This window comes from bacterium (genome assembly GCA_028821235.1).
Classification (GTDB): Bacteria; Actinomycetota; Acidimicrobiia; order Spongiisociales; family Spongiisociaceae; genus Spongiisocius.
The window spans coordinates 20,747-43,821 of the sequence record JAPPGV010000128.1 but is presented as its reverse complement, the minus strand read 5'-3'; the positions used below and the strand labels follow the sequence as shown (position 1 = coordinate 43,821).

The window sequence follows — 23,075 nt, the reverse complement described above, 5'->3', positions numbered from 1 at the left end:
TCTTCTTTTTTTTTGTGGGGCCCCACCCCCTGGGGGGTGGCCAGCCCCCATGCGGTGTCCGGGTTGCGGCCCCCCCCCCCCCCGCTTTGGGGGGGGGGGGGGGGGGGGGTGTCGGTGGTATGGATGATCGACGTGCCGCTCATCGCGAGCGCCAGCACGATCAACAACACGATGACGAGGGCCATGACCCGACTCTTCTTCATCGCCCTGATGCTATCCAGGGTGACAACTCATCGGTGGTCCCCCGGTTTCGTGGAGTCAGCACTTGAATCAGTGGAGCGACGGGTGGGTGGGTGGGGGCTTGGGGGTACCATTCATTCTCCCGGAACCGTCCCCCGGCTCCTTTGTCTCTCGATGAACAGAAAGACACTGGCGGCTGTCTCCCGATGAACACAAAGACACAAGCGGTAGTGAAGCACCCGACTTTCGTGCGAAGTTTGTTCAAGACATCGGTTCCAGCCGGAGGTTTGATTACGGCTTATTAGCTAAACGTTTAGCAATCTATTAATATGTATGTCGTAACGTACACAGCCGGAGGGAGGGAGTGGTGATGAAACGAACACTAGTAGGCTTGGTCTTGTTGGCTGTGCTGGTCGGACTGATAGTCCCGGCAGTCGGCCAACCCGACACAGAAGCAGCCGAGCCGTTGAGCGGTGACCTCACCGTCACAGCCAACTTCGTTGGAGTGACGGTCGATGGGCATGTTCCTAACCCGACCGAAACAGGGTCCGTCACGTACACGCTGGCTGACGATGGCACATCCGAAGTTCTTTGGGCGTCCTCGGCGGATGCTTTGGAGGACGGCGTGGTGGCCCGGTGGACCGGAACCCTCACCGACTCGCAGGTCGGAGCCGCAAGGGACTACGTGCGTAGGGTCATCGTCTGCACTGTTGAAGCTGATCGGCCCACCTACAACGAGGACATCGACGGTATGGACTCGTCAGGGTGGCAGGTTTGCACAGGCAACTGGTACAAGCACAAGGTGAAGGGCTGGTTGCAGTACAGGTATGTGTACACATGGCGCACTGGCGACAAGGCCGATTCCGGCTGGGAGTACCAGGATGAGACTGTCCTGGCGTTACATGTCGAGGGAATGTCCCGGTGTGAAACTGACGGACTGGCGGACGAAGGCGAGAGGGTATGTGCGTAACCACTCTGGCGGTTCGGAATGGTCGTCAGCTATTTCACCGACTGCGAAAAAGATGCAGTGCTCCCCGTAAGGATCAACGGGGGACATGGGGGAGGGAGCCTGCCGAGGGCTCCCTCCCCCTCTTTTTGGGGGGCTAAGCCGGGGGTCTTCCGCATCGGTGCGCCAACTCTGACACCTGGCGCCTGGCGTGGTTGTCCGCACGCGGTGCGCCAACCTCCTGCGTGCGAGTCGGGTCGTTACGCCAACCGGTTGCTCTGTGTGTCGACATCGACAAACGATCCGTCGCGGGGACTGAGCTATCCGACGAGCACCAGTAGTAGATTGATTAACATACAACACCCAAGGATTCGGTTTCGAGCACTGATGCGGACGATAGAGGGGGTCAGGATGACGGACTCGATCAGGCCGGTTGGCGACGATCCGGTCGACTGGAAGATATCGAACTGGGAGCAGATCCTTCCCGGTACGGCATTCGACAGGATCGAGGCGGCCGCTCGGCTACTACAACTCGCTGATGCCCTCAACGAAGCGATGGACCTGATTGCCATACAGGAAGGCTTGGTCAACCAGAGCGACTACCAGGTCCTGTCGGTCCTGCGACTCGCTCACCACGAGGGGCGGTTGATGACCGCGACCGACGTAGCGAACAGACTCGATATGACCACCGCGACGATGGTGAACCGGGTCGACCGGCTGGAGAGGCTCGGCTACGCCGAACGCACTCCACACCCGACCGATCGAAGGGCGGCCGGACTTGCTATCACACCGGAAGGGACAGCGTGCGCCCAGCGCATGGTCCTGCGCCGTACCGAGGAACGGGAACGAAGGCTCGCTGTCCTGACCGACGAGGAACGCGCTGCTCTGACAGCGGTCCTGAGGAAACTCGCCACCGCGTGGGCATGACGAACGCACCCTCTAACCGGTCCGATGGCCAGAACAGCGCGGGTCAGCGGATCACCGGCGACCCTGTGCGGGTGGGAGTGGTGGGCGCCAGCCCTCCCGGGTTCGGCGATCGCGCCCATCTGCCGGCCCTGCAGTCCGCCCCCGGACTGGTCCTGGAGGCCGTATGCACGACCCGGGAGGAGACTGCCAGAGCAGCCGCCGACCGTTGGGGGGCCCCGAAGTGGTACGCGGGCATAGACGACCTGTGCAACGATCCCGAAGTCGACATCGTCACGGTGGCGGTCCGGCCCCGTTTCCACCACCCGCTGTCCATGGCGGCCCTTCGAGCGGGCAAGGCGGTGTTCTGCGAGTGGCCCCTGGCCCTCGACACCACCGAGGCACGGGAGATGGCTACGCAGGCCAGCCAGGATGGCATCCCGACCGCGGTCGGGTTGCAGGGCCGCTTCTCCCCGGCGATCGCCTGGGCACGCCGATTGGTGGCCGATGGCGCAGTGGGCAGACCCCTGTCGTTCGTGGTCACCCAGATGCTGTCCAAGTTCGATGTCGATCGCGACCGTGCCTGGCTGGTGCGCCATGAGGAGGCCAGCGGCGCCCTGTTCGTGGCCTTCGGCCATGTGATCGACTCGGTCCGTTACATCCTGGGAGAGGTGCAGAGTATCTCCGCTCGCCAGTTGACCCTTTCCCCTGCCGGGGTGTACACCGACGGCGGATCCTTCGAGTGGAAGACGGCCGACACCGTGATGGCCATGACCGAACTGGCAGGAGGCGTCGTCGGGACGGCCTATGTCTCCAACACCGTCTCGCCGCCGCAGGGCTATTCGCTGCGGATCCTCGGGGAGGAGGGGCAGATCCTGCTGGCGGCTCCTTCCTACTACCAATTCAGTCCCGTGAAGGTCTCGGTCGGCCCGATGGCGTTGTCGGTAGGGGGCGGAGAATCCGGACGTTTGGAGGAGGTCGAGATTCCCGCCGATTACTTCTCGGACACTCCGATCACGGAAGGACATTCTGCCTACAACGTGGCCAGGTCTCTCACCGATTTCGCTGAGTCGATCAGGGAGGGACGTCGTTTCCGGCCCGACTTCCACGACGGTGTGGACCTTCATCGTCTTCTCGACGCGGTCATGCTCTCGAGCCGCGAGGGCCGAAGGGTGACGGTGTAGATAGACCCTTTCCGGCGAGCCGTATACTTGGCGCCGGCCGGAGGTGGATCTGTTGCAGCAAGCAACTCCGTTCCGCATGAACCGGCAAGTCTCTACGAAAGGCTGAGAACCTTGGACCTGCACGACCCCTTCTACGACCTGTTCCCCCGACCCTCCTTTCCCTCCATCGAACCGGGGAAGACGGCGCTCCTCACCATCGACCTGCAGTATCTGGATGCTCATGCGGACGGGTGGATTGGCAGGATCGCCCAGGCCGCCGGCAAGCCGGAGACCATGCAGGAACGTTGGGACAACATCAACGGCATCCTTCCCAACGTGCGCCGGTGCCAGGACGCCTTCCGCGATGCGGGAGAGGAAGTCATCCACGTCCGGGTCGCCTACCGGACCGCTGACGGTCGGGACGCAGGTAAGGCATTCATGCCGTCCGCAGAACTCGAACCGGTACCCCGCGAGCCCTACGATGACGAGCTCCTGCCGGAGGTGGCCGCGCAGGGCGACGAGATGATCTTCTCCAAGACCTCCTCCAGCGTGTTCAACTCCAGCGCCATCGACAACGTTCTCAAGCGGATGGGGGTCAGCCATCTCGTGTTCACGGGAATCGTGACGGAGGGGTGTGTGGAACTCTCCGCCCGTGACGCAGCCGATCGGGGATACTCGGTGTCCCTGGTGTCGGATGCCTGCACGTCGTCCACCAGGGAACTCCATGAGAACGCCCTGGTGCGGATGACCGACGGGGGGTTCATCGCCTCCCGGACCACCGACGAGATATGCAAGGAACTGGAGAACCCCGAAACCCCCGCCATGCACCGTCCCGCGTCGATCCCGACGCCCACCAGTTGAAAGGAGCCGGTCTCGAATGGCTGAAGGCAAGCTGACCCACATTTCCTCCCCCGACGAGCGGGAGAGACGCCATCGCGTGCTGCGAGAGGCCATGGCCGGAGCGGGGATCGACGCGATGATCATCTGCAGCCGTGGCGACGAGTTCGTACGGGGCCGAGTGCAGTACGTGAGCGACATCTTCCAGTGGGCCGGGTGGGGTATGGTCGTCCTTCCCCAGAAGGGTGAACCCACCTTCATCGGCGATCCGCTGTGGGGCCTCTCCCGCGTGGCGCTGGTCAACTGGATCCAGGACTATCGGGCTACCCAGACTCCGGAGGTCGAGATCGCCGGGATCCTGTCCGACCACGGCATCTCCAGCGGAACCATCGGGATCGTGGGGCTGGCCGATATCACCTCCGCCGCCCACTACATGGCCTTCCAGAGGACGTTCGGAGGCACCGCCACCCTGGTGGACGCCACAGATGTCTTCGACGACATCAAGTCCGTCAAGAGCGGCGAGGAACTCGACAACCTCCGCGAGACATCCCGCATCATCCGCCGGGTGTTCGCCGGTCTGGAGGGCCACATCCGGCCCGGCACCAATGAGCGCGACGTGCTGGCCGAGGCTCACCGTCTGGTCCGCCAGCACGGCTGCCTGGACGGGATCGCCCAGATGAGCCGCCAGCCGTACCGTGCCTACACCTTCGGGATGGACGCCGAGATCGAGAGGGACGACGTCATCTGCATAGACCTGGAGTGGGGAGGTCCCTCCGGTTACTGGGTGGAAGTGCGGCGGACCTACTGTTTCGGCCGCCCTTCCGACCAGATCCTGCGGTACTGGGAGACCCGTCTGGAGACCCTGGACGCCTGCATCGAGGCGATGAAGACCGGTGACTCCTCCGAAGAGGTCATCGCCGCCCGGAACCGGGTCCATCGCAAGTACGGTCAGGGCGGCGAGGAGTCGGTGGCCTACACGGCGCACGGCATCGGGCTGGACTCGCACGAGCCGCCCTGGGTTCCGGGCAAGGAACGGGTCATGAAGACCGACATGGTCATCAACCTCCATCCACAGATCACATTCGAAGACCCGGATGAGGCCCTGGCCTTGGCAGGGATATGCGTTTCCGACAACGTGCGGGTCACCCCCGACGGCGGCGAGCGGCTCACCTACGACCGCGACATCCTGGTCGACCTGGATGCATAGCCGCGCGGCCCTGGTCGTCGAGCCGGGTCGGGTCGAGATAACCGGCATACAGATCGGTCCCCCCAGGGACGACGAAGTGATCCTCCGGGTCGAGGCGGCGGGCGTGTGCCGCACCGACTACAAGGTCTCGAAGGGCCTGCAATCGGGGCGGGAGCCCCGCTACCCCATGCTGCTGGGCCACGAAGGCGCCGGTGTCGTGGAGCAAGTCGGCAGGGGAGTGACCCGCCTTAAGGAGGGCGACCGGGTGGCGGTGGGATGCCGTGTCCCGTGTGGTTCGTGCTCGATGTGCCGCCGCAACGACCCTCGACGTTGCAATTCATCCTCCCCTAGCGCTCCCGAGGTCACGCTGTCTTCCGACGGGTCCACGGTCGAGGTTCCGATGGGCTTGGGGATGTACGCCGAGCGGATCCCCGTGGATGCCGGCGCTGCCTTCCAGGTGAGCGATGGCATGCCGATGACCTCGGCCTCCATGCTCGGTTGCGCGGTCATGACCGGTACCGGCGCCGTCTTCCACACCGCCAAGGTGTGGCCGGGCGCCACCGCCGCGGTGATCGGCTGCGGGGGGATCGGCCTCTCCACCGTGCAGGGTGCCCGGATGGCCAACGCCTCCAAGGTGATCGCGGTGGACATCTCCGATCTCAAGCTCGAGTGGGCGATGTCGATGGGCGCCACCCATGCGGTCAACTCGGCCGAGCAGGACGCCGTGGAGGCTGTGAGAGCAATAACCGGCGGTCAAGGGGTCGACTTCTCCTTCGAAGCGGTGGGAATGGCCGACACGTTGGAGCAGGCCTTGGCGATGCTGTCCTACGGGGGAGTCGCCACCATGATCGGAGTGCCACCTGTGGGTTCGGCGACCGATCTGAATCCGTCCGCCTTCTTCCGGAACACGTCGACGTTGATGACCACCCACGGAGGGGAGGGGATACCGGCCCAGGACTTCCCGGTGCTGGACTCGCTCTACCAGGCCGGCAGCCTCGACCTGGACTCCATGGTCACCCACACGATCCCCCTGTCGGAAATGGAGAAGGGTTTCGAGAACCTGGAAACGGGGTCCGCTCTGCGCACCGTCGTGGTTCCGGGCTGACCTCGCCGACTTCTCGAGGCAGAGCCGGTCATTGGTAGTTGGCGGAGGTTACAGCCTCGAGGACTGCTGCCACCCTTAGTTAGTTGAGGGACATGCCAAGCGATGACTCACGTCCTCCAGCGTCCTCGTCCCTTCATGATTGAGGGGCTGGTGCATGCTTCCAACCCCTGAACTGAAGGCCGAGACGCGTCGTGAACCGAAGCTAGACAGCGACGGGAGGCACGAACCTCTCGACCTCGACCTGTGTGCTGATGTTGTGGCGGGCCTGCCAGAGGTCGTATGCCATCTGCATACCCAACCAAGTCTCCGGGGTGGAACCGAACGCCTGCGCCAACCGGAAGGCCATGTCAACCGATACAGGGGAACTTCCGTCGAGCACACCGGACAGAGCCTCCTGGCTCATACCCAGTCCCGCGGCTGCGCGCGCAACGGTAAGGCCTAAGGGTTCGAGGCACTCATACCTCAGTATTGCCCCAGGATGTGGAGGGTCGTGTAACGCCAATCAGGTCACCTGCCTTCCAATCCTTTGTCGTTGAATGAAGCAATTCACTTCTCTCCTAGCCGTCCTCTCTAAGTGGTGGTAGTCGCATATGAATAACTGATTGATATACCTAAAACTTATACAAGTAGATAATCTTCAATTTTAACTGTATAACAACGTCAATATATCATACGTTCCGGGCTGTTGTCAAGAGAGACTGGTGGTCCCTGCCAGACTGGGCCGCTAGGCGCATCAGCGATGCGGACGGTCGCCCTACGCGGCTGACTCCGCCGATCCAAGCCTCGGCGAGTCGGACCGGGGTTAGGATTCCCGCCAGTGGTCTGCCTTCCAACCAGACCAGCAAACAACCTGACGGAGGAGCGAGCCTTGGTAGTGCCGATGAGCGATCTGGCTATGGAATACCGGTCTCTGAAGACCGAGATCGACGGAGCGGTGGCGCGTGTCCTGGCCAGCGGCAACTACGTGTTGGGCGAGGAACTTGAGGCCTTCGAGGAAGCCTTCGCCCACTACGTCGGGGCCAGGTTCGCCCTGGGAGTGGGTTCCGGTACCGCCGCCCTTCACCTCGCCCTTGCAGTGCTGAACCTGGGTCCAGAGGACGAGGTAATCACCGTCCCCAATACCGACAACCCCACGGCGTCGGCGGTGACCCACGCGGGAGCGAAGGTGGTGCTGGCCGACACCACCGCGGACACGTTCACGATGGATCCCGAGAAGCTGAAGGAGAAGATCACCCCGCGCACGAGGGTGATCCTCCCGGTCCACCTGTTCGGCCACCCTGCCGACATGGATCCCATCTGCGAGATCGCCGACCGCCACGGGATCACGGTGCTGGAGGACTCGGCTCTGGCGGTGGGAGGCGAGTACAAGGGCCGCAGAACCGGGAGCTTCGGACCCCTGGGATGCTTCAGCGTGGCGCCGGGGAAGATCCTGGGGGGGTACGGAGACGGGGGGATGGTGGTCACCAACGATCCCGATCTGGCGCAGCGGATCCGTGTGCTGCGCAACTACGGCCACGCTCCCGGCATGAGACTGTCAGGCAAGGACCTGACCGGAGGCACGGGCTGGGAAGTGTTGGAGGAGGGTTTCAACCAGCGGCTCGACACCCTGCAGGCCGCGGTGCTCAACGCCAAGCTCCAAACTCTGGAGGACCGGATTGCCGGACGACGGCGGGCTGCCGCCCTCTACCGTGAGATCTTCTCCGGGACACCGGTGACACCTGTCTACGAGGCGCCGTGGGCGCGCCACGTCTACTTCGCCTACAACGCGATGGTGCCAGCCGGCCGTCGTGACGAGGCTCGGGAGTACCTCGCGTCGCGAGGAGTCGCCAGCCGCCTGTACTACAACCCACCGTTGCACCTGCATCCCGCCTTCCGGTGGATGGGTCTCGGCCCCGGCTCCCTGCCCGTGGCGGAGGAGACCGCGTCACGGATGATCGGTCTGCCCTGCTTCCCCCAGATCACCGATTCTCAGGTCGAGGAGGCCGCCTCGAAGCTCCTGGAATTCTTCCGATCGTCTTGACCGGCGTGGCAGCATGGATCACTACACCGGACGGGGTGCGGATTGCCTACCACGAGGTAGGGGCCGGCGACCCGCCGATCGTGTTTATCCACGGCATCTATGGCAACCGGTTGGGATTCGGACTCCAGGAGGGTTACTTCGCGCCTAACCATCGATGTGTGGCCGTCGATCTGCGCGGCAACGGCGACAGCGACAAGCCCGACGAGGTCTACTCGATGGCAGGCTACGCCGACGACGTGGCCGCAGTGATCCGCCGGCTGGGCCTGGGGCGTTCAATCCTCGTGGGACACAGCATGGGCGGGCAGGTAGTCATATCGGTTGCTGCGCGACATCCCGAGCTGGTCGCCGCGGTGGCAAGCTTGGACTCGCCCAGCAACATCCCGGGCTGGCAGCGGCGCTTCCACGAACCCTTCGACCACCTGATGACCTTCGACGGGCCCTACCGGGAGGCGGTCCACATGTTCCTACGAGGCGCTTACCTGCCCACCGACGACCCATCCCACGTCGCAGGGCTGGAGGAGCGGCTGGCCGCGATACCCGACCATGTGATCGTACGGGCTTGGCAGGCAATGAGCGCCTACGACCCGACCGAGACGCTGCGCCAGATGAAGTGTCCCTACCTCTACATCGACTGCGGCCAGCCCGATCTCGACTTGGACCTTCTGCGTGAACTGTGCCCGCAGGTCGTGATCGGCAAGACGGTCGGCGCCGGGCACAAGGCGCTGCAGGATGTTCCAGACCAGATCAACGCCATGCTCAACCGATTCCTCCAGCACGCCGACGGGATCGCGGCCGAGATGATCCGCACCGGCGGAGTGTTCAGGTACAACTTCCCCTGAGTTGGTAGCTGGTGAGTGGTGATTGATTGTACTATTCTACATTGACTTTCCACTGACCACTGACCACCGGTCTACAGGACGTATTCCTAGAGGAGCAATCGCTCGACAGGTTGACCCGTGATCCGGGCGATCAGTTCGAAGTCCTTGTCGACGTGTAGAACGGTGAACAGTGACAGTTCAGCGGTCGCAGCGATCAGGAGATCGGGGATCGAAGGGGCTCGATGGTGGCCGACATCCGCGAGAGCCTGCTGCACATCGATGGCCCGGTTCTCGATAGAGGGCGTCAGGTACTCGATGGGCATGGCGCTCAACGGGGGTTCGGAAGCGCTCTGCCGGAGGTCGCCGGCCGAACGGGCCGAAAATCCGATTTCCAGTCGGGTCACTGTGCAGATACGAACCAACCCTCGCTCGATTCTCGACGCCCACACCGCCGCATGGGGACTTGTAACCAACCGTACGAGAGCCGACTTATCGATCAGCCATGCTGTCATGACCAGGCTGAGCGCATCAACTCATCATCTTCGAGATCGCGGAAGGTCTGCCGAAAGCGCCGCAGCGAGTCGACGCTTACAGCGCCGCCACGTTGTTGCTCGCGTTCCAGTACGCGTCTGATGTACTCCGCCCTGGACAGTCCGACACGCCTGGCGTTGGCTTCGACGATGGCGACGACCTCGTCGGGAACACCGCGGATGAGGATATCTGCCAAGACCAACCTCCGATCAGTGGATGATATCCTAGTATATCGTGGCTGGTGGCTGGTGGCTGGTGGCTGGTGGCTGGTGTATATTATTAGTTTATATTGAATTATACTGATAACCAACAACTGACCACTGATAACTGACCACTGACAGCCGACCACTATCCTCGCACCCATGACTCAGTTCTTCACGACCTCCGGCCGGATACGCATCGCCTACCACGAGGTGGGTGCCGGCGATCCGGCCATCATCTTCATCCACGGCGCCTACAGCAACCGGGGAGGCTTCGGTTTCCAGGAGGAGTACTTCTCGCCGGACCACCGGTGTATAGCGGTCGACTTGCGCGGTCACGGGGAGAGCGACAAACCGGACGAGCTCTACACGATGGACCAGCACGGACACGATGTCGCCGAGTTGATCCGCTACCTGGGCCTGGAGAACCCGGTGCTGGTGGGCCAGAGCATGGGCGGGCAAGTGATCATCGCGGCGGCCGCGCACTATCCGGACCTGGTGGGCGCCATCGCCAGCCTGGACTCACCCAGCAACATTCCCGGGTGGCACCAACGCTTCCACGGTCCCTACGACCACCTGATGCACAAGGACGGCCCTTTCCGGGAGACGCTCATCGCTTTTCTCAGCGCCGCCTACCTGCCGACCGACCACCCATCCCGGCTGGGGCAGATGGCCGAGCGGCTGGCCGAGGTTCCGGACCACGTCATCCTCAACAGCTGGCTGGGCAAGAAGGACTACGACCCGACGGAGACCCTGCGAGGGGTGCAGTGCCCCTACCTGTACATCGATTGCGGCCAGCCCGATGTTGATCTCGGCTTGCTCCGGGAGTTGTGCCCGCAGGTCGTGATCGGGAAGACGGTCGGTGCCGGCCACAAGGCTCTACAGGACGTACCGGACCAGATAAACGCCATGCTGAACCGTTTCATCCAGCACGCCGACGGAATCGCCGCCGAGATGGTAAGAACCGGCGGAGTATTCCAGTACAACTTCCCGGAAGCTTAGGTGTTGGGTGTTAGGTGTTAGGTGTTAAGGACTATCTATTCAGGATGTCCATTGACCGCTGACCGCTGACCACTGACCACTAACCTCCCATCTCATGACCGAATACTTCACTACTTCTGACGGTGTCCGTATTGCCTACCACCAGGTGGGTTCCGGTGATCCGGCCATCGTTTTCATCCACGGCGGATTCGGGAACCGCACCGGTTTTGGCTTCCAGGAGGAGTATTTCTCTCCTGACCATCGTTGTGTCGCAGTGGATCTGCGTGGGCACGGCGAGAGTGACAAGCCAGACGAGATCTACACGATGGAGGGCCACGGCGACGACGTTGCCGCATTGATCCGAGACATGGGGCTGGAGAAGCCGGTGCTCGTGGGCCAGAGCATGGGTGGGCAGGTGATCATCTCGGCAGCTGCACGCCATCCCGGGTTGGTGGGCGCAATCGCGAGTCTGGACTCGCCCAGCAACATTCCCGGGTGGCACCAGCGACATCATGGACCGTTCGACCACCTGATGACCGCCGATCAGGACTATCGCGAGACCCTGCGGAGATTCCTGATGGCTTCGTACCTGCCCACCGATGACCCATCCCGGGTAGGCACGATCGCCGAGCGGCTGGCCCTGGTCCCCGACCATGTGATCCTCAATGGCTGGAAGGGGATGATGGCCTTCGACGCGGGCCCCATCCTCTCCGCGGTGAGATGTCCCTACCTGTACATCGATTGTGGCCAACCTCATCTCGATCTGGACTTGCTCCGGGAGTTGTGCCCGCAGGTGGTGATCGGGAAACCGGTCGGTGCCGGCCACAAGGCTCTACAGGACGTGCCGGACCAGATCAACGCGATGCTGAACCGTTTCATCCAGCATGCCGACGGAATCGCCGCCGAGATGGTCCGTACCGGAGGGGTATTCCAGTACAACTTCCCTTGAGTGGTGGCTTGTGGCTTGTGGCTAGTGGCTAGCGGCTAGTGGCTAGTGGCTAGTGGCTTGTGAAACTCTAAAGTCTAGTAAGAAATGTTATAAACCTTTCTTGCCGCTGACCACTGACCAAACCACTGACCACTGACCACTGGTTCATCTTTGCCTACTCTTCCTCGTCGGGAGCAATTGGCCCGCCGACCGGAATCACCAACTCAGGCGAGTCATCGCTGCCTAGCACCCAAACGGTGTTGTTGCTTTGGGACAGGAACTCGACCTTCCGGTACTCCAGCAATGTCGGGGTCAGGCTCTCGTCGACCAGCCGGTTGGCCTCGGCGATGCCTCGTGCCCGTTCGATCTCGGCGTTGGCAACACCCTCCGCGGCGATACGGGCCGTCTCAGCGTCGATAGCCGCCTGGTCCCGTCGGAACTCCGCCTCCCGTGCTGCCTGCTCCGCCGCTGCCTTGCGGTCGATCGCCGCCATGACTTCGGGCGATGCCGACATCTCCCGTATCTGTACGTCTCTGACGATGACGAACGGGAACACTGCGGCTGCTATGGCCTGGGCTGAGCAGTCACCGATCTGTTCACGGCCGATGGTCCTGGCTTCCTCGAAGTTGAACCGGGCGATGCAGACGCGGATCGCGTCTCGGCTGATCGGTCTCAGCAACACCGCGCGGACCTGTTCGATAGTCCGGTACTCACGGTACGTGTCGACCGGTCCGGTCCCTTCCAGGTTCAAACTCCACAACACCGAAGCGTCCACGTCGACGTCCAGGTTGTCGGTGGTCTGGGCGACGACCGCGTCGGGCCCGCCACGCTCGCCTTCGTTCACGGTGTTGCTGTAGGTGGACTCCTGCTGGAGGCCGGGCATCTCGACCACACTGGCCAGTGGGTTCTTGATGTTCAGACCCTCTCCGAACACCCGTGTGGGCTTGCCGAACAGGACCTCCACTCCCGCATGGTTGGCCGGAATGATGGTGACGAGGGACGCTATTGCGAGGCCGACCGCAGCGGTTCCCGCTACCGCTGCGATGACGCCGATGAACACGGCGGTTCCCGCCAGATCCCGCTGCCGGTAACTATCGGTCTCCTTGCTGGCTCGCTTCCTGGTCCTGAGCCAAATAGTGAGCAATACAACCCCGACCACTGCTAGGACGATTGCGAGGATCGCGATGAACATGGGTTGGTTCCTTTCTGTAGTCCCGTGCCCGTTCGGCACTGGGTTGTGCTGTTATGTCGAATCGGGCCTGGAGCAGCAACCAGCCAGACGTTATAGCCAGTCGACGGTCTCGTGCGAATACGCGGTGGGCGAAGCCCGGGAGGCTATAAGTTGCCTGTCGGTCCACCTTCCGGGGGTTGCCGCGGGCAGCTCCTCAAGGCACTGGGCCAGCAGGTGCCGGGCAACTTCATGGTATGGCAAACGTCTGCATCGTGCATCTATCAACCGTCGCGCTGTTTGCCGGCTCGCGCCTGCTCCAGCAACGGTTCGAGCTTGTCGAGCAGATCCTTTACATCTGCCAGGCCCCCGGACACGTAGTCAGCGTCTCCCCAGTTCTCGTAGAAGTTCTGGTGTAGGGCGTTGGCCGTCGTGAAGCGTTTGCGGATGCCGTCGTCGCGGGTCTCCGTGACCAGATTTCCGACAACTCTGTAGAGGGCGGCGTGGCTGTCGTGTTTCCATCCGCGGTTGGAAGCGACGGCTTTGATCATCTGTGCGGCGGCGCCCCATCCTTTCTCCGATGCCTGCCGTGAGTCGCCTTCGGCTAGCTCCGCAAATCCCTGGACCAACAGTTGTCGGGCCGCCTCCTGGTATGTCAACGTCTGCATCGTGGTCCTCATCATGGCCTGTCCTGCTACAACAACCGTTCCAGCCTGTTGAGCAGTTGCTGTACGTCTGCGAGTCCTCCGGCTACGTAGTCGGCGCTGCCCCAGTTTTCGTAGAAGTTCTGGTGTAGGGCGTTGGCACTGGCGAACCGGTTGCGCACGTCGTCGTCGCCCGTTTCCTTGACCAGCCGGTCGATGACCCGGTAGAGGGCGGCGTGGCTGTCGTGTTTCCATCCGCGGTTGGAAGCGACGGCTTTGATCATCTGTGCGGCGGCGCCCCATCCTTTCTCCGATGCCTGCCGTGAGTCGCCTTCGGCTAGCTCCGCAAATCCCTGGGCCAACAGTTGTCGGGCCGCTTCCTGGTATGTCAAGGTCCGCATCGAGCCTGACCCCCCTGTGTTCATCATCGCTCATAGTCATTGTACATTATTTCTATCACTATGAGTTGTTGCACAATGTTCGAGCAAGGTAATAGGGGAACGTGTTGCCGACCAGGGGATACTCAACGGGACTGTTCTCCGACGAGAACTAACCGGCGATGGACATCACCAAACCGACCGCCACCAGCCCCACCCCTGTCCATTGCAGGTGGTGGAGTCGCTCGTGGAAGAAGATCACTCCGCCGACCACCGCGATCACCCGGCCGCTCTGGGAGAGGATCCCGATAAGCCAGGCCGGTGCGTAGGCCAGGCCGTACCCGAAGGTGACGAAGGAGACGGCGTCGATCAGCCCGACCAGGCCCAGCAGCCAACCATTGCGCCAGGTGATCTTCGATTGCCGCTTGTCCCAGTCCTCCAGCCGGGAATCCTTGCCCTCCCGCTGCCGGTTCTGGGTTATCCGGGCGATTATCACGAACAGCAGCACTACGTAGGCGACGGTGTAGAACCGCTGGGTGATGATGGTCCAGTTGGAGTCGAGCCCGTCACGGATGGGGATCTTGAGACCGGCGTTGGAGAGCGATCCCACCAGCACTGCGATCATGGCGAAGACCGGTCCCCACGTGACCAGCCGGATCCTGGCGCCCTTCTCGATGACCAGCGACGCCAGGACCGCTCCCAGGGCCGCAATAGGGATCCCGATCCATTGCACAGCGCTCGGCCTCTCGGCGAGCAACCAGTAGGAGTAGAGGACGGTTATGGCGCCCGATAGCGCGCTGATGGGGCTCACGACCGACACCGGACCGAGCCGCAGAGCCATGTAGCTTCCCAGGAACGACGTGGCAGCGGCCGCACCCAGGAGGCCCAGCAGGATGATCTGGTCCCTCGTGATCTCGAACGGCACGCCGATCACGAGCGCCCAGGCGATCATCACCACGAAGGCGATGGTTAGGGTGACCGTGGTGGAGCGCAGCACCCCGAAACGGCGGGCCACGACCGCCGTGAGCAGGTTGTTGACGCCCAGCGTCACCGCGGTGATCATCCCGAATACGGCCCCGATCAGCATGATCCGTGTCTTGGCCGGGTCACTGCCGTGGACTGAACCGGTTGTCGATTCGGACTACTCGCGAAGTTGGTCTCCGGCGCGACCGGCAGCGCCGGCTGCGCCCGCCACCTTGGAGATGTCCGTAGTGCCACTGACCCGTTGCGGCATCCAGCTGACCATCCGGTTGAACATCTGGTTGAGCAGGTAGAAGGTCAGGAGCGAGTAGAAGGCGACCACTATGGCCACGATAACCAGCCGAGCCGTGTTGGTTTCCTGAACCGCCGCGGCGGCCATGAAGCCCAGTCCGGTCGGGAAGCCCAGGAACTCGGCGGCGATAGTCAACGACCACCCGAGCCCACCGGCCAGCAAGAGCGCGGTGCGCAGCTCCGGCATGGCGCCCGGAACCACCACTCTGAGATAGGTATAGAACCGCGAGGCGCCCAGGGTTCGGGCGCTCTCGATGTACCGGTCGGGCACGTTGGCCACCGCGTTCATGGTCGCCACCACCAGCATCACCCACACCCCGAAGCCGATGAAGAGGGTGGTGGCGCGGAGGTCGACTCCCAGGGCGAACTGCATCCAGGGAATCGCCGCCAGCAACGGGATCATTCTGAGGAAGTTGAACGGCGCCCACGAGATCTGCCGCAGGGCGGACCAGTAGGGAAGGGCAAGACCGGTAACCAGACCAGTGATCAACCCGACACCCAAGCCGGCCACCAGCCGGGACAGGGTCATGAAGGAGTGAAATCCCAATGCCAGGAACACAGCTGTCCAAGTCCTCGACTCGGCACCTTCGATGGCGGGGAACGGCGCTAACTCTCCGAACTGCACGGTCAGTCCGGCAAAGCTGAACCCCCCGAACAAGTCCCAGTTGCCGGACAGTCTGTAAAGGGCGTTGTAGATGATGTAGTCGAATCCTGGCACGAGCGGATGTTCAAGAGTCCCCTTGGGTGCGATGTACGACACGATCTGCCAGCCCACCAGCAATACCGCCCAGGTGATGAAGAAAAGAGGATTGTTCTTCACGGCGTTCAAGATGCGCTCGGGCAGACGGACAATGCCCTTCCCGATCCTGATGACCGCTGCGGCCGACCTTCGGTATCGGAAGACGAATGTGTAGGCCCACCACAGGACAACCCAGAAGGAGATGAATTGCCAGGTGAGATGGAGTGTGCCCTCTTCGAACTGCCAGTCTCCAAGCGACGAGAAGGCGAGGACGACCAGACCTGAGCCGAAGATCCAGGCGGCCCATCCGACCCAGAATAGGATCCTCAAGAGTCTGGTGAGGCTCAAACCTGGGTCGCTTCCTCTTCGGTGATTCCCAAGTGGGCCAGGATCGTCTTGGTGATATCCACCGCGCCGGCACTGGCTCGCACATCTTCATCACGGGGGCGTGGCAGGTCGACCGGGATGTCATCGACCAGTTTTCCTTCGGCCAGGAGGATCACGCGGTCGGCCAGGATCAAGGCCTCCTCGATGTCGTGGGTCACGAAGAAGATGGTCTTCTGTGTCTCTTCCCACAGGTCGAGGAGCACGTCATGGAGATTGCGGCGGGTGAAGTAGTCGAGGGATCCGAAGGGTTCGTCCATGAGGATCACATCGGAGCCGACCGCCATGGCTGCCGCCAGCGCCACCCGCTTGCGCATACCTCCGGACAGTTCCCGGGGCCACGAGTCGGCGAAGTCGGTCAGCCCCACCGCGTCCAACCAGTGGGCGGTTGTGGACTTTCGTTCCTCGTCGTCCACCTTGAGGGCGCGGAGGCCGAACTCGACGTTATCGCGGACGTGAAGCCAGGGAAAGACGGTGTCCTGCTGGAACACCATCGCCCGGTCGGCGCCGGGCCCTTCGACCACCGTGTCTCCCAGCCTTGTCTGGCCGGCGGTCGGAGGTTGAAGCCCGGCCAGCACCCGCAGGAGGGTGGTCTTGCCGTGGCCGGAACGCCCGACCACGCAAACGAACTCGCCGGGTTGGACTTCGAAACTCACATCGTGGAGGGCGTTGACCAGTTGGCCGGACCGGTGCTCGAACACGCACCACAGGCCCTCGAAGCTGACGACTCTTGACATAGCTGTTCCTCCTTGTCTACAGCCCTAGTCGGCGGCCAGCCTCGGACCACCTGGTCAGGTAACGGATGACTACCAGCAGCATCGCATCGACCACCACCGCGAGAACTCCGTAGAATGTGATCAACGCCACGAGTGCTGACGGGGCTTGGAGTTGGCCGATCAGGAACCTCCAGATGTCGATCAGGTGGCCTCCGCCGACCTGTATTCCGAGCACCTCGACCAGGACGCCCAAACCCCAGGCACCCGCCAGCGCGATGCGGAATCCTCCCGCGATCTCGGGAACCGTGCCGGGCAGGTAGACCCAGCGGAATATCGAACCAGGTGTTCCGCCCAGGGTCAGGGCCGACTCCACGATCCCGACGGGAATGTTCTCGGCAGCCCGCCGGCTGAAGAAGTACATGAGCAGGGTCGTGTAGAAGGTCACCAGGCCGATCGTGGTCATGATCGGCACCTCTACACCGAACCAGATGACGAAGAACGGTGCGGCGATGAAGATGGGGGCGGTTCCGAAGAAGGAGGCGATCGGCGTGAATACCTGGGCGACCTTCGGGAACACGAGGCTGGACAGGCCGATCGCGAGACCGGCGATGGTGCCGAACGCAGCGCCGAGCAGGATACGGATGATCGTCACGATCAGGTGAATGCCGTAGCCATAGCAATAGTCGGGTAGCTGGCCGATCGGAACCGGCAGAGGGCCACCGGTCAGGGCAGCGGTGTCAGACGTGTACTTCCATCCCATCAGGCTCGAGGCGACTTGCCTGAAAGGATTGTTGACGTTTGCCGGGTGAAGATCGGGGCAGGCGTGGACGAACTTGATCCTCATGTCCTGGCTGGTTCCAAGGTTGCTCCAGAAGTGGGCTATGGCGCCTTCCTCCCGGAACAGTCCCCACACCCCCTGGAGTATGTCCTGGAAGGGACCCACCGCGCCGAATGGCGGAGGGATGTCGTAGTGCCAAGGAGATGCCTCGAGGGAGAGCAATACCCAAGCAACGAAAAAGAGGGTTATTCCTATCGCAATATAGACGATGCTGGCAATTCTGCGCCGTCTCTTTTCTCGTTGTGCCTTGGCTCTCACATCGAGAACGTCTGTGGAGGTCATCGTCACTGGATCTCAAGCCCCTTTACGTAGTGGCGACTGACGGAGCGCTCTTGGGAGGGTGATCTGGTTGGTCTCTAGTCCACAAGCCAACGCGGGGCCGGATGGCGATCCGACCCCGCGTCGGTCCTTCTCACTTGCCTGCACCAGGCAAGTCACGTTGTCTTCGGCGGATGAGACTAGCCGATCAGGGCCGCCTCAAGGAAGCGAAGACTGTCGTAGAAGTTGTAGTTGTCGTAGAGGGCCTGGGCCTGGTCGATCAGAGCCTGCTGGCTGGCCGACAGGTCCATGCCGCTCGCCCGAGCGAACAGGTCATCGGAGCGATCCTGCATGCCCTTGAGGTCGTAGTAGATCTCCTGGGCCAGCAGGAACTCTTCCAATCCCGCCTGAGTGTCGTAAGTCTCGGACAGGACTCCCCTCGCCTTCAGAGCCTCGATCTGGGTGCGGAACACCGTCTCGGGGTGGTAGCTCGGCAAGCTCAGATCCCACAGAGCTTCCTGGTCTTCCCAGTTGAAGGACGGATCGATCGTATCCCAGATCACCCCGATATCCTCAGGTTCCATGGTGATGCCGCGCTTCTCGTTGATGATGTTGGCCTCGATCTCCCAACCCGTCTCCTGGACCGCGGGATCCTCGAGATAGGCGAGAATACGGTTCGCCATCGCGACGACCCGATATGCGAGGTCCTTGTTCTCCTCGACCCATTCGCGGCGAGCCAAAAGGCCGGTGCCACCAACGGTGGACGAGGCGATCGCGGTCTGCTGTGACAGGGCGTCGTGCTCGTACATCATGGCGAAGTTGATCAGCGGATCCCACCCGTTGCGCATCATCTGCACCAGGGTCGGAGCGCCATAGGGCATGGCGAACTCGATCCGGCCCGCTTGTGCGGAGAGCTGCACGATGGTCGGGTCATCCACGTACACCGGAGTGGAGTAGTTACGCCAGTCGTTGGTGGTGATGCGGATGGGCTGCGCGTTTCCGGCGTCATCAAGTACCGGAGACCCGTCCCGGCCTAGGAGGACCAAGGGGTTGCCTTCGCCGTCCAGGGCCGGAATGTCCTCGACTACGTCCTCCCACCACTGGGGCAGGTAGGCGAAGAAGGCATCCGAGTACTGGGACTGCGTCGTGCTGTGCGGCGGGATATGGACTTCCTTACCGACCAACTGCTGTACCGCAGCCGTGGCCGCCTCCGTGAAGCTCATGCCCTCGTCCATGAACTCGATTGCCGTCTTGGCCTCGCTGTCCGGGGCCACCAGGATGGCGTAGCCGACGTAGATGTCAGCAAAGTGGATGGGCGGAATGGTCTGACCGAAGGTCTCCAGGGTTCCGAAGACGCCAGGGACCCAACCCTGCGCAACATCGCCGTCACCACGCTCCAACCAGGGAACGATCTCCTGGGAGGCGGTGAAGTAGTGATAGGTCGGCTGGTTAGGAGTGATGGTGATACCCCATTCCTCCCACCATCCCAGCTCGATCGGGATCTGCCAGTAGGCAAGGTCGGCGCAGCAGGGGTAGATGCCCATGCGAACCTCGGCGGCACGGATCTCGGGTGCCTCCACCATCATCGACTCGGCCAGCGCCATCTCGGCTTCTTCGGCCATCATGGAGGCTTCTTCGGCCTTCATCTCGGCTTCTTCGGCCATCATGGAGGCTTCTTCGGCCTTCATCTCAGCCGCTTCCAAAGCCGCTTGTGCCTCTGCGTCGCCCGCTTCGGCAGCGGCCATGGTGGCCTCCAGATCAGCCTGCGCCTGCTCCAGGGCGGCCTGGGCGGCAGCTGCTTCGGCGGCGGCGTCGTCGGCAGCAGCCTGGGCGGCTGCGGCAGCGTCAGCCTGCGCGGCGGCGTCGGCGGCAGCCTGGGCCGCGGCAGCCTCGGCAGCGGCCGCAGCAGCTTCGGCTTCCTCCGCGGCGCCGTCGTCGCCACAGGCCGAGGCCAGCAACGCAAGGACGGTCATCAGTACGATGACACCTGCAAATCTCTTCATTCGGGCTTCCTCCCGTTCGCTTGCTTGTCGTGCCAATGGCACACGAATCCAGAGTGACGTGCGTCGAGCCTGCAACACTCGGACCACATATATCACTCGGACCACATATATATAGCGAATGGAGCCCTCGAATCGCAAAGCAGGCACAGTTTTCCTCAGGACTGCGCGATCGGAGCCCTTGCAACCCCAGCTAGGCAGGGGTTCGCAACTGCGAGGTCAGGCCTCCGTCCACGACCAGGGTGTGGCCGGTGACGAACGAGGCGTCTTCCCCGGCCAGGAACGCCACGGCCCCGGCGATGTCGGACGGATTGCCCCGGCGGCCCACGGGATGCAACGCCGAGACCGAAGCGGCGAATTCCTCGACGTTGTCCAGGGTTGCGAGGACCCGCTCCCATGCGCCCGTGTCGATGAATCCCGGCGCGATGGCGTTCACCCGTATACCGAGCGGTCCCAGTTCCAGGGCAAGCGTTCTTGTGAGGCCTATCAGACCGGCCTTGGAAGCGGTGTAGGCAGAATAGTTGGGAAAGGTGTACCAGGCCATCACCGAGGCGATGTTGATGATGCTTCCCCCGCGCGAACGCTGCATGACTCCGGAAGCGGCCTGGGCGGAGAAGGCGACGCTGCGCAGGTCCACGGCAATGCAACGGTCCCAGGCCTCGACGGTCATCTCGGAGAGCGGCTCGTTGTAGTCGAGCCCTGCGTTGTTCACCAGCACGTGCAGGGCGTCCCAGCGGTCCGCAACCGCCGAGACGATCACCTCGAACGCATCGGGTTCCCCAACGTCGACCTCCAGGAAGAAAGCATCGGCTCCCTTGCCAGTCAGACGGTCTGTCACGCGCCGGCCGCCGTCCGCGTCGATGTCCACTACCGCCACCCGGTACCCGTCGGCGGCCAGCCGCAGGGCGCAACCCCGCCCTATTCCGGAGGCGGCGCCGGTCACCACGGCCACTCTGTTCGCTGTCATCTGATCTGCTCTCCTTTGGATCTCGGATCCAGCACATCCCGCAAGCCGTCCCCCAGCAGGTTGGTGGCGAAGACGGTCACGGCCAAGGCGACTCCCGGGAAGACGGCCATCCACCAGGAGAGGGCTATGAACTGGCGACCGTCCTGGATCATGGTTCCCCACTCAGGACTGGGCGGGGGAATTCCCAGCCCCAGGAAGCTGAGCGCCCCTCCGGCGAGGATGGCCCCGGCCACATGAATGGTCATCATCACCAGGATCGGCGGGATCACCCGGTGGATGATGTGGCGGAACATGACCCGCAGGTCCCCGGCGCCGATGGCGATGGCCGTCTGCACGAATGGCGCCTCCTTCGCCTGGATGACCTGACCCCTGGCCATGCGGATGTAGAAGGGGATTCCCGAAAGTCCGAGGGCGAGGGCGATACTCCACAGGCCGGGACCCAGAACGGCTATCACCGTGAGGGCCAGGAGGATGGGGGGGAACGCCAGGGCGATGTCCACGAACCGGGTCAGCACCAGATCGGCCCACCGTCCGTAGTAGCCGAACAGCATCCCGAGCGTGGTACCGACGACCGACGAGATGAGCATGGGCGCCACACCCATTACCAGAGATGGCCGCGCTCCGTGGATCACCCGGCTCAGCACGTCCCGACCGAAGTGGTCGGTCCCCATCAGATGCGCCCAGCTGGGGGGCTGCAGGGCGACGTCGGGGTCGGTGTCCACCGGACCGTAGGGGGCGATCCAGCCGGCGAACAGCGCGGCTGCCAGTACTACGAGGAAGAGCGATCCTCCCACCAGGACCGAGCGGTGGGAGATCAACCTCCGCCAGATATGGACCGAGGTCTGCTCCAGGGGGACGGGAGCCGGGGCGGTGTCCAGCATGCCGGTCCTCAGGCCGTGCCCAGCTTGACGCGGGGATCGAGGAACTTGTAGAGGATGTCGACGACCACGTTGATCACCACGAAGATCGAGGCAAGGATGAGGATCGAGCCCTGCAGCACGGGTAGGTCACGGCGCAGGATGCTGTTCACCACCAACTGGCCGAGGCCCTGGCGGGCGAACAGCATCTCGATGACCACCGCAGCACCCAGCAGGTTCCCGACCTGGAGCCCGATCATCGTCACCACCGGTACCAGGGCGTTGCGCAGCCCGTGCCGCCAGGTAACCCGGCGGTCGGAGGCGCCCTTGGCCCGGGCGGTGGCTATGTAGTCCTGTTCCAGCGCATCGATCAGGCTGCTTCTGACTAGCCGAGCCAGCACCGCCGCCTCGGCGACACCCAACGCCACAGATGGCAGCACCAGCCCGTCGAATCCCCCGGAACTCAGGGCCGGGAACCATCCCAGGTTCACCGCAAACAGAAAGATGAGCATGAGCCCCAACCAGAATTGCGGTACGGACAGTCCCAACACCGCCGTTCCCATGGCCATGGTGTCGATCAAGCTGTTGCGATGCCGGGCCGCCACCACCCCGAGGGGCACCCCGATGAGGATCGCCACCGTCATCCCGGCGGCCACCAGAATCAGCGTGGACGGAATCTGCGCGCCGACCAGGGAGAGGACGCTGCGGTCGGAACGGGTCGAACGGCCCAGATCTCCCTGAACCAGTCCCCATAGGTAGTCGCCCAACTGGACCAGCAGCGGCCGGTTGAGGCCGAGGGCCTCTCGCATCTGCAGCTGCTGCTCGGGACTGAGCTTCGCTCCTCCGGCCATGACGGCCGAGACCGCGTCTCCCGGCACCAACTGCATGAGCAGGAAGATCAGGACCGCCGCCCCGATCAGGACCGGGACGGTCAGGGTCATCCGGCCGAGGACGTACCTCAGCACTCCTCGGACCGCCCCGGCCGTGACGGCAAGGTGTGCGGCAGGGTGCTTTCAGCCCTGCCGCACACCGGGGCGCCGATCGGAAACGACACCCT

The 23,075-nt window shown here is 63.0% G+C and carries 25 protein-coding genes; 10 read left to right on the top strand and 15 right to left on the bottom strand.

Annotated features, from left to right (window positions below; all coding sequences use genetic code 11):
• Positions 1-203: hypothetical protein (locus OXK16_13165; protein ID MDE0376894.1), on the bottom strand; the 203-nt coding region annotated here is incomplete at its 3' end.
• 377 nt (positions 204-580) lie between these two features.
• Here OXK16_13165 and OXK16_13160 point away from each other — a divergent pair.
• The 6 genes from OXK16_13160 to OXK16_13135 all read left to right on the top strand — a co-directional run bounded on the left by OXK16_13160 (position 581) and on the right by OXK16_13135 (position 6,320).
• The gene (locus tag OXK16_13160; protein ID MDE0376893.1) at positions 581-1,150 is read left to right on the top strand and encodes a hypothetical protein; all 570 of its coding nucleotides are present in this window, start codon (positions 581-583) and stop codon (positions 1,148-1,150) included.
• A 363-nt stretch (positions 1,151-1,513) separates the two neighbouring features.
• A complete protein-coding gene (locus tag OXK16_13155; GenBank protein MDE0376892.1) occupies positions 1,514-2,053 on the top strand; it encodes a MarR family transcriptional regulator in 540 nt (179 codons plus the stop codon).
• On the top strand, positions 2,050-3,213 hold the full coding sequence (locus OXK16_13150) for a Gfo/Idh/MocA family oxidoreductase (GenBank protein ID MDE0376891.1): 1,164 nt from the start codon (positions 2,050-2,052) through the stop codon (positions 3,211-3,213). Before OXK16_13155 ends, OXK16_13150 begins: the two co-directional genes overlap by 4 nt.
• 111 nt (positions 3,214-3,324) lie before the next feature.
• Entirely contained in the window at positions 3,325-4,053 is a 729-nt protein-coding gene (locus OXK16_13145) for a cysteine hydrolase (protein ID MDE0376890.1), read from the top strand.
• A gap of 16 nt (positions 4,054-4,069) precedes the next feature.
• Positions 4,070-5,236 carry a M24 family metallopeptidase gene (locus OXK16_13140; protein MDE0376889.1) on the top strand — a complete coding sequence of 389 codons (1,167 nt, stop codon included), beginning with the start codon at positions 4,070-4,072 and terminating at the stop codon, positions 5,234-5,236.
• Positions 5,229-6,320: a zinc-binding dehydrogenase gene (locus OXK16_13135; protein MDE0376888.1), complete on the top strand. Its 1,092-nt coding sequence runs from the start codon at positions 5,229-5,231 to the stop codon at positions 6,318-6,320. The genes OXK16_13140 and OXK16_13135 overlap by 8 nt, the downstream gene beginning before the upstream one ends.
• Positions 6,321-6,522: 202 nt before the next feature.
• Here OXK16_13135 and OXK16_13130 read toward each other — a convergent pair whose 3' ends face one another.
• Positions 6,523-6,822 (bottom strand): HigA family addiction module antitoxin, encoded by a 300-nt coding sequence (locus OXK16_13130; protein MDE0376887.1) that lies wholly within the window; start codon positions 6,820-6,822, stop codon positions 6,523-6,525.
• 378 nt (positions 6,823-7,200) lie between these two features.
• On the opposite strand from OXK16_13130, the gene OXK16_13125 reads away from it, so the two are divergent.
• Complete coding sequence (locus OXK16_13125) at positions 7,201-8,340, top strand: DegT/DnrJ/EryC1/StrS family aminotransferase (GenBank protein MDE0376886.1); 1,140 nt, start codon at positions 7,201-7,203, stop codon at positions 8,338-8,340.
• Between the two features lie 5 nt (positions 8,341-8,345).
• Positions 8,346-9,179, top strand: coding sequence for an alpha/beta hydrolase (locus OXK16_13120; GenBank protein MDE0376885.1), 834 nt, complete (start codon positions 8,346-8,348; stop codon positions 9,177-9,179).
• Positions 9,180-9,265: 86 nt separating this feature from the next.
• Here OXK16_13120 and OXK16_13115 read toward each other — a convergent pair whose 3' ends face one another.
• Both OXK16_13115 and OXK16_13110 read right to left on the bottom strand, forming a co-directional pair.
• Positions 9,266-9,670, bottom strand: coding sequence for a PIN domain nuclease (locus OXK16_13115; GenBank protein ID MDE0376884.1), 405 nt, complete (start codon positions 9,668-9,670; stop codon positions 9,266-9,268).
• Entirely contained in the window at positions 9,667-9,885 is a 219-nt protein-coding gene (locus OXK16_13110) for an antitoxin (GenBank protein MDE0376883.1), read from the bottom strand. The genes OXK16_13115 and OXK16_13110 overlap by 4 nt, the downstream gene beginning before the upstream one ends.
• Positions 9,886-10,051: 166 nt before the next feature.
• Here OXK16_13110 and OXK16_13105 point away from each other — a divergent pair, with 166 nt between their 5' ends.
• Positions 10,052-10,891 carry an alpha/beta hydrolase gene (locus OXK16_13105; GenBank protein MDE0376882.1) on the top strand — a complete coding sequence of 280 codons (840 nt, stop codon included), beginning with the start codon at positions 10,052-10,054 and terminating at the stop codon, positions 10,889-10,891.
• Between the two features lie 94 nt (positions 10,892-10,985).
• On the top strand, positions 10,986-11,819 hold the full coding sequence (locus tag OXK16_13100; GenBank protein ID MDE0376881.1) for an alpha/beta hydrolase: 834 nt from the start codon (positions 10,986-10,988) through the stop codon (positions 11,817-11,819).
• Positions 11,820-11,973: 154 nt separating this feature from the next.
• Here OXK16_13100 and OXK16_13095 read toward each other — a convergent pair whose 3' ends face one another.
• The 11 genes from OXK16_13095 to OXK16_13045 all read right to left on the bottom strand — a co-directional run bounded on the left by OXK16_13095 (position 11,974) and on the right by OXK16_13045 (position 22,983).
• Entirely contained in the window at positions 11,974-12,990 is a 1,017-nt protein-coding gene (locus OXK16_13095) for an SPFH domain-containing protein (protein MDE0376880.1), read from the bottom strand.
• A gap of 260 nt (positions 12,991-13,250) precedes the next feature.
• Entirely contained in the window at positions 13,251-13,649 is a 399-nt protein-coding gene (locus OXK16_13090) for a PaREP1 family protein (GenBank protein ID MDE0376879.1), read from the bottom strand.
• Between the two features lie 11 nt (positions 13,650-13,660).
• Positions 13,661-14,011: a PaREP1 family protein gene (locus tag OXK16_13085; GenBank protein MDE0376878.1), complete on the bottom strand. Its 351-nt coding sequence runs from the start codon at positions 14,009-14,011 to the stop codon at positions 13,661-13,663.
• 148 nt (positions 14,012-14,159) lie between these two features.
• Positions 14,160-15,074 (bottom strand): DMT family transporter, encoded by a 915-nt coding sequence (locus OXK16_13080; GenBank protein MDE0376877.1) that lies wholly within the window; start codon positions 15,072-15,074, stop codon positions 14,160-14,162.
• Between the two features lie 54 nt (positions 15,075-15,128).
• Positions 15,129-16,328, bottom strand: a complete 1,200-nt coding sequence (locus OXK16_13075) for an ABC transporter permease subunit (GenBank protein MDE0376876.1) — start codon at positions 16,326-16,328, stop codon at positions 15,129-15,131.
• A 14-nt stretch (positions 16,329-16,342) separates the two neighbouring features.
• Entirely contained in the window at positions 16,343-17,119 is a 777-nt protein-coding gene (locus OXK16_13070; GenBank protein MDE0376875.1) for an ABC transporter ATP-binding protein, read from the bottom strand.
• Between the two features lie 16 nt (positions 17,120-17,135).
• Entirely contained in the window at positions 17,136-18,218 is a 1,083-nt protein-coding gene (locus tag OXK16_13065; GenBank protein MDE0376874.1) for an ABC transporter permease subunit, read from the bottom strand.
• A gap of 176 nt (positions 18,219-18,394) precedes the next feature.
• Complete coding sequence (locus tag OXK16_13060) at positions 18,395-20,197, bottom strand: hypothetical protein (GenBank protein ID MDE0376873.1); 1,803 nt, start codon at positions 20,195-20,197, stop codon at positions 18,395-18,397.
• Between the two features lie 190 nt (positions 20,198-20,387).
• Complete coding sequence (locus OXK16_13055; protein ID MDE0376872.1) at positions 20,388-21,161, bottom strand: SDR family NAD(P)-dependent oxidoreductase; 774 nt, start codon at positions 21,159-21,161, stop codon at positions 20,388-20,390.
• Positions 21,158-22,042, bottom strand: a complete 885-nt coding sequence (locus OXK16_13050; protein MDE0376871.1) for an ABC transporter permease — start codon at positions 22,040-22,042, stop codon at positions 21,158-21,160. Before OXK16_13050 ends, OXK16_13055 begins: the two co-directional genes overlap by 4 nt.
• A gap of 8 nt (positions 22,043-22,050) precedes the next feature.
• Positions 22,051-22,983: an ABC transporter permease gene (locus OXK16_13045; GenBank protein ID MDE0376870.1), complete on the bottom strand. Its 933-nt coding sequence runs from the start codon at positions 22,981-22,983 to the stop codon at positions 22,051-22,053.
• Between the last annotated feature and the right edge of the window lie 92 nt (positions 22,984-23,075).